Consider the following 5,847-nt stretch of genomic DNA (forward strand, 5'->3'; position numbering starts at 1 on the left):
CGCCCGAGGACGGCGCCGCGCCGCCGCCCGCGGCCGGGACGCGCGCGGCCCCCGGCGCGGATCAGCCGAAGCTCTCGACCGCGACCGACTTCGCCGCGCTGAAGGACGAGTACGCGCGGCTGTTCGCGGCCTGCACGGTGCGGCCGGAACGCCAGGCCAACATCGACTACTACGTCCGCGAGCTCGAACGGCACCAGGACGCCTACCGGGCGGTCGAGCAGCAGACCGGCGTGCCGTGGCTCTTCACCGGCATCCTGCACGGCATGGAGTGCGGCTTCAGCTTCCAGCGCCACCTGCACAACGGCGATCCGCTGGGCGCGCGCACGGTGCGCGTGCCGGCGGGCCATCCGCGCGCGGGCGACCCGCCCTTCCCCTGGCTGGTCAGCGCCGTCGATGCCCTGCAGCTCAAGCGCCTGACCGAGGAGACCGACTGGTCGATCCCGCGCCAGCTCTTCCACTTCGAGCGCTTCAACGGCTTCGGCTATCGCCGCCGCGGCATTCCCTCGCCCTATCTCTGGAGCTTCTCGACCCTCTACGTGAAGGGCAAGTTCGTCGCCGACGGGGTGTTCGATCCCGAGGCGGTGTCGAAACAGTCGGGCGCGGGCGTGATCCTCAAGGCGGCGCAGGCGCGCGGCCTCGGCTGACGATCCCTACCTGCGGCCGGGCGGCTGGCCCGGCATCGCCGGCATCTGCATGGTCCGGTAGTCCGCCGGCACCTCGAAGCGCTCGCGCGGCTGGGCGGCGAGGCTCAGCTCTGTCGCCTCCATCCTGCCGCGCCGGCCGCCCCCCTCGAACTCGCCGCGCAGCATGATGCCGTCGCCCGTGACGCAGGCGGTGCCCGGCGGCTGGTCCTGGCGGACGACGCGATAGACGGTGCAGGCGTGGCCGGCGACGCGATCCGTGCCGATGCGCGTGAGCCTGGCATCGGGCTCGAGGGAGCCGGCCGGCATCTCCCCGCCCGGTCCGGCGCCCGGCGCCAGCTCCATCGCCCTGCGGCTGGCGTGCTCGAGCATCCACATGCGCTGGCCGCCGAGCTCCATGATCATCGACATGTCCCGTCCCGCCTCCGCCATGTCGATGCGCTGGCGCCTCGTCGCCGCGCTGAAGGAGATCCGCATCGTCTTCGGCGCCTCCGCGCGGAAGCCGGTCATGGCGTAGGTCGCGGCATAGTCGCGCGTCGGGATGCGCGGGGGCTCCTGCGCCGCCGCGGGCGCGGCGAGGGCGAGGACGGTCAACGCAGCGGCGAGGCGCATCGTCGTCTCCATGCCGGACGGGATGCGTCACCCTGGCGCGCCGGCGCGCCCCCCGTCAACCGCGCGCGCGGAGCGCCAGGATCTCGGCGCGCAGCGCCGCCGGATCGGGATCGGCGATGAACCGCGCCGGCGTCTCGAGCGCGGCCAGGAGCCGCCGGCGATACTCGGCGCGCGGGATCTCGATCGCACCGAAACGAGCGAGGTGGTCGGTGACGAACTGCGTGTCCAGCAGACGGAACCCGCCCAGCCTGAGCCGCGCGACCAGGTGCACGAGCGCGACCTTGGAGGCGTCACGCTGGGTCGAGAACATGCTCTCGCCGAAGAACGCGCCGCCGAGCGCCACGCCGTAGAGGCCGCCGACCAGCCGTCCCTGCCGCCAGCACTCCACCGAGTGCGCGTAGCCCATCGCGTGCAGCGCGCCGAACAGCCGCTCGATCTCGGGGTTGATCCAGGTCTCGGGCCGGTCGGGCGTGGGCGCGGCGCAGCCCGCCATCACCTCGGCGAAGGCGGCGTCGCAGCGCACCTCGAAGACCTCCGCGAGCACGGTGCGCGCGAGCCGGCGCGGCAGGTGGAAGGCATCGAGCGGCTGCACGCCGCGCAGCTCCGGGTCGAGCCAGTAGAGCCGGTCCCCGTCGCGCCGCTCCGCCATCGGGAACAGCCCGGCGCGGTAGGCGCGCAGCACGAGGTCGGGCGTGATCTCGGTCAGGCCCGCCCCGTGCCGCGTCATGGCCCGGCCGCCCCCGTCCCGCGCGCGACGAACCGTTCGAGCCAGTGGATCGTGTAGTCGCCGGCGGCGAATTCCGGATCGGCGACGATCCGGCGGTGCAGCGGCAGCGTGGTCGCGATGCCGTCGATCACAAATTCCTCCAGCGCGCGGCGGAGCCGCATCAGCGCCATCGCCCGGTCCGCCCCGTGCACCACCAGCTTGGCGACCAGGCTGTCATAATAGGGTGGCACGGTGTAGCCGGCATAGAGGGCCGAATCGACGCGCACGCCGAGGCCGCCCGGGGCATGGTAGGTGGTCACGCGCCCCGGCGTGGGCAGGAAGCTGTCCGGATCCTCGGCGGTGATCCGGCACTCGATCGCGTGGCCGTGGAAGCGGATCTCGTCCTGGCCGTAGCCGAGCGGCATGCCGGCGGCGATGCGGATCTGCTCGCGCACCAGATCGACGCCGCAGACCATCTCGGTGACCGGATGCTCCACCTGCAGCCGGGTGTTCATCTCGATGAAGGCGAACTGCCCGTCCTGGTAGAGGAACTCGAGCGTGCCGGCGTTGCGGTAGCCGATCTCGCGCAGGGCCGCGGTGACGACCGCGCCCAGCCGGTCGCGCGCGGCGGCATCGAGCGCGGGACTGCCCGCCTCCTCGACCAGCTTCTGGTGGCGCCGCTGCAGCGAGCAGTCGCGTTCGCCGAAATGCACCACGGTGCCGTGCGCGTCCGCCAGCACCTGCAGCTCGATGTGGCGCGGCCGGTCGAGATACTTCTCGAGATAGACGGCATCGTTGCCGAATGCGGCCTTCGCCTCGGTCCGCGCGATGCGGAAGGCGTCCGCCACCTCCTCGAGGCCGCGCGCGACCTTCATCCCCCGCCCGCCGCCGCCGGCGGCCGCCTTGATGAGCACGGGCGGGCCGATCCGACGCGCCACCGCCTCGGCCTCCTCGACGCTCGCCACCGGCCCGTCCGACCCCGGCACCAGCGGCACGCCGAGCCGCGCCATGGTGCGCTTCGCCTCGATCTTGTCGCCCATCATGCGGATGTGGTCGGGCGAGGGGCCGATGAACACGATGCCGTGCTGTTCGACGATGGAGGCGAACTCGGCGTTCTCGGAGAGGAAGCCGTAGCCCGGATGGATCGCGTCCGCGCCGGTGATCGCGGCGGCCGAGAGGATCGCGGGGATGTTCAGGTAGCTCTCGCGCGCGGGCGGCGGGCCGATGCACACGCTCTCGTCGGCGAGGCGGACATGCATCGCCGTCGCATCCGCCGTCGAGTGCACCGCGACCGTGCGGATGCCCATCTCCTGGCAGGCGCGATGCACGCGCAGCGCGATCTCGCCGCGGTTCGCGATCAGCACCTTCTGGAACATCGCCGCGCGGCTACTCGATCAGCATCAGCACCTCGCCGTACTCCACCGGCGCGCCGCTCTCGACCAGGATGCGGGTGACGGTGCCGGGCTTCGGCGCCTTGATCTGGTTGAAGGTCTTCATCGCCTCGATCAGCAGGAGCGTCTGGCCCTGCGCCACCGTGTCGCCGACCTTGACGAAGGGCGGGGCGCCGGGTTCGGGGGCAAGATAGGCGACGCCGACCATCGGCGAGGTCACCGCCCCGGGATGGGAGGCATCCGCGACGGGCTCGGGGCGGGCGGGCTCGGCCGCGGCGCGGGCGGGCGCCGGCTGGGCGGGAGCGGCGAGCACGGTCGCCGCCTGCGCGCGCGCCACCCGGATGCGGCTCTCGCCCTCGGCGATCTCGATCTCGGCGAGTCCGGTCTCCTCCAGGAGGCCCGCAAGGCGGCGGATCGCCTCCTCGTCGATCGCGATCCGGCTCATGCATCCCCCCCCTCGCCGCGCCGCCGCGGTGCCGGCTGGGCGGTGCCGATCAGCCCGAGCAGCCCCGCCATCGCCTCGATCGCGAGCGCGTAGCCGGTCGGCCCGAGCCCGGCGATGATCCCGGTCGCCGCCTTGCCGGTGACGCTCGCCTGCCGGAACGGCTCGCGGCGGTGGATGTTGGTCACGTGCACCTCGATCACCGGCAGGTCGGTCGCGAGCAGCGCATCGAGCAGCGCGACCGAGGTGTGGCTGAGGCCGCCCGGGTTGATCACGATGCCGGCGGCGCGGTTGCGGCAGGACTGCACCCAGTCGATCAGCGCGCCCTCGTGGTTGGACTGGCGGAACTCCACCTCCAGCCCGTGCAGGGCGGCGCGGGCGCGGCAGAGCGCCTCCACCTCGGCCAGGGTGGTGCGGCCGTAGAGCTCGGGCTGGCGCGTGCCGAGCAGGTTCAGGTTGGGGCCGTTGTAGACGGCGACCAGGGGGGCGGCCACGGTTCGGTGTTCCTGGGGTTGCGCGGGTGGGGCGCCTTAGCACGCGCGCGCGCGCCGGGGCAACGCGCCGCGCTTGCCCCCGCCGCTCCGCTGCGCCGGAGCGGTTTCCACACGGGTGGAAACCGCTCCACCCCGTTCTTGCGAGCATCTTCACGCATGCGGCCGATTCCAGCCGCATGCGATCTGCTCTAAGCCGGACCGGCCATGACCGCCTCGGAACTCGCGACCCTCGCGGCGATCGCCGTGCTCCTGGTCCTCTCCGCCCTCTTCTCGGGCGCGGAGACCGCCTTCACCGGCGCCTCCCGCGCCTTCATCACCCGCCGCGCCCGCGCGGGCGACCTCCGCGCCGGCCGGCTCGCCGCCTTGCGCGAGCGCAAGGACCACCTGATCGCCGCCCTGCTGGTCGGCAACAACCTGGTGAACACCACCGCGACCGCGCTCGCCGCCGGGCTGCTGATCGCCTGGTTCGGCGAGGAGGGCGTGCTCTACGCCTCGCTGGTGATGACCGCGGTGCTGGTGGTGCTGAGCGAGGTGCTGCCCAAGACCTGCGCCATCCAGCATCCGGACCGCACCGCGCTCGCCGCCACCCCGCTGCTGGCGCTGGCCGACCGTCTCCTCGGGCCGGCGGCGGTCGGCGTCACGGCGCTGGTGCGCGCGCTCCTCGCCCCGCTCGGCGTGCGCGTGGGCGAGGAGCGGGCGCAGACCGAGGAGGAGCTGATGGGCGCGATCGCGCTGCATGGCGAGGGCGGCGCGGAGGCCGAGGCGGCGGTGGAGGAACGGCGCATGCTGCGCGGCGTGCTCGCGCTCGACGACCTGACGGTCGCCGACGTGATGACGCACCGCAGCCGCATCGAGGCGCTGGACGCCGACGCGCCGGCGGAGGGGATCGCCGCGCGGCTGCTCGGCACGCGGCACGCCTGGCTGCCGTGCTGGCGCGACGGCGGGCGCGACCTGGTCGGCGTGATCGAGACGCGCGCCGCCCTGCGGGCGCTGGCCGCGGCCAGGGGCGATCCGTCCGGGCTCGATCTCGCCCGGCTGATCGAGCCCGCGCCCCTGGTGCCCGAGACGCGGCCGCTGCTCGACCAGCTCCAGGCGTTCCGCCGGTCGCGCCGGCATCTCGCCGTGGTGGTGGACGAGTACGGCCAGATCGAGGGGCTGATCACGCTGCACGACGTGATCGAGGTGGTGGTGGGCGAGATCACCGAGGCGGGCGAGCCGATCCTGGCGGATGCGCTGCGCGGCACGGGCGAGGTCGAGGTGCCGGGCGAGACGCGCGTGCGCGACCTCAACCGCGAGCTCGACTGGGCGCTGCCGGAGGACGAGGCGATGACGGTGGCGGGGCTCCTGATGGCGGCGGCGCGGGGGATGCCGAAGCGGGGCGAGGCGGTGGAGGTGGCGGGCTACCGGCTCGAGGCGTCCGACCTGCGCGGCCGGCGCATCGCGCGGGTGCGCATCGTCGCCCCACCCGGCCCGCCGCCGCAGCGCTGAGCCGCACGCGCGCCGCCGGCACGCGATGCCATCCGGCAGGAGGCCGCGCGGGCGGGCGGAGTGGGGGGGTGGT

At 73.9% G+C, this 5,847-nt stretch carries 7 protein-coding genes; 2 read left to right on the forward strand and 5 right to left on the reverse strand.

Annotation, left to right across the window (positions count from 1 at the left end; translation table 11 throughout):
- On the forward strand, positions 1 to 644 hold a 644-nt coding region (locus tag FK498_RS19455; RefSeq protein ID WP_161988462.1), incomplete at its 5' end, for a hypothetical protein.
- Between the two features lie 6 nt (positions 645 to 650).
- On the opposite strand, the gene FK498_RS16795 is transcribed toward FK498_RS19455, so the two are convergent.
- The 5 genes from FK498_RS16795 to aroQ are packed head-to-tail and all read right to left on the reverse strand — an operon-like array spanning position 651 to position 4,286.
- Positions 651 to 1,253, reverse strand: coding sequence for a DUF4412 domain-containing protein (locus tag FK498_RS16795; RefSeq protein ID WP_141856575.1), 603 nt, complete (start codon positions 1,251 to 1,253; stop codon positions 651 to 653).
- 55 nt (positions 1,254 to 1,308) lie between these two features.
- Positions 1,309 to 1,980 (reverse strand): leucyl/phenylalanyl-tRNA--protein transferase, encoded by a 672-nt coding sequence (gene aat, locus FK498_RS16800; protein ID WP_141856577.1) that lies wholly within the window; start codon positions 1,978 to 1,980, stop codon positions 1,309 to 1,311.
- Positions 1,977 to 3,335, reverse strand: a complete 1,359-nt coding sequence (gene accC, locus FK498_RS16805; RefSeq protein WP_141856579.1) for an acetyl-CoA carboxylase biotin carboxylase subunit — start codon at positions 3,333 to 3,335, stop codon at positions 1,977 to 1,979. Before accC ends, aat begins: the two co-directional genes overlap by 4 nt.
- A gap of 10 nt (positions 3,336 to 3,345) precedes the next feature.
- The gene (gene accB, locus FK498_RS16810; protein ID WP_141856582.1) at positions 3,346 to 3,795 is read right to left on the reverse strand and encodes an acetyl-CoA carboxylase biotin carboxyl carrier protein; all 450 of its coding nucleotides are present in this window, start codon (positions 3,793 to 3,795) and stop codon (positions 3,346 to 3,348) included.
- The gene (gene aroQ / locus FK498_RS16815) at positions 3,792 to 4,286 is read right to left on the reverse strand and encodes a type II 3-dehydroquinate dehydratase (protein ID WP_141856584.1); all 495 of its coding nucleotides are present in this window, start codon (positions 4,284 to 4,286) and stop codon (positions 3,792 to 3,794) included. Before aroQ ends, accB begins: the two co-directional genes overlap by 4 nt.
- Positions 4,287 to 4,490: 204 nt before the next feature.
- On the opposite strand from aroQ, the gene FK498_RS16820 reads away from it, so the two are divergent.
- Positions 4,491 to 5,774: a CNNM domain-containing protein gene (locus FK498_RS16820; RefSeq protein ID WP_141856586.1), complete on the forward strand. Its 1,284-nt coding sequence runs from the start codon at positions 4,491 to 4,493 to the stop codon at positions 5,772 to 5,774.
- The last annotated feature ends 73 nt before the right edge of the window (positions 5,775 to 5,847 follow it).

Source organism: Elioraea sp. Yellowstone (assembly GCF_006704265.1).
Classification (GTDB): domain Bacteria; phylum Pseudomonadota; class Alphaproteobacteria; order Acetobacterales; family Acetobacteraceae; genus Elioraea.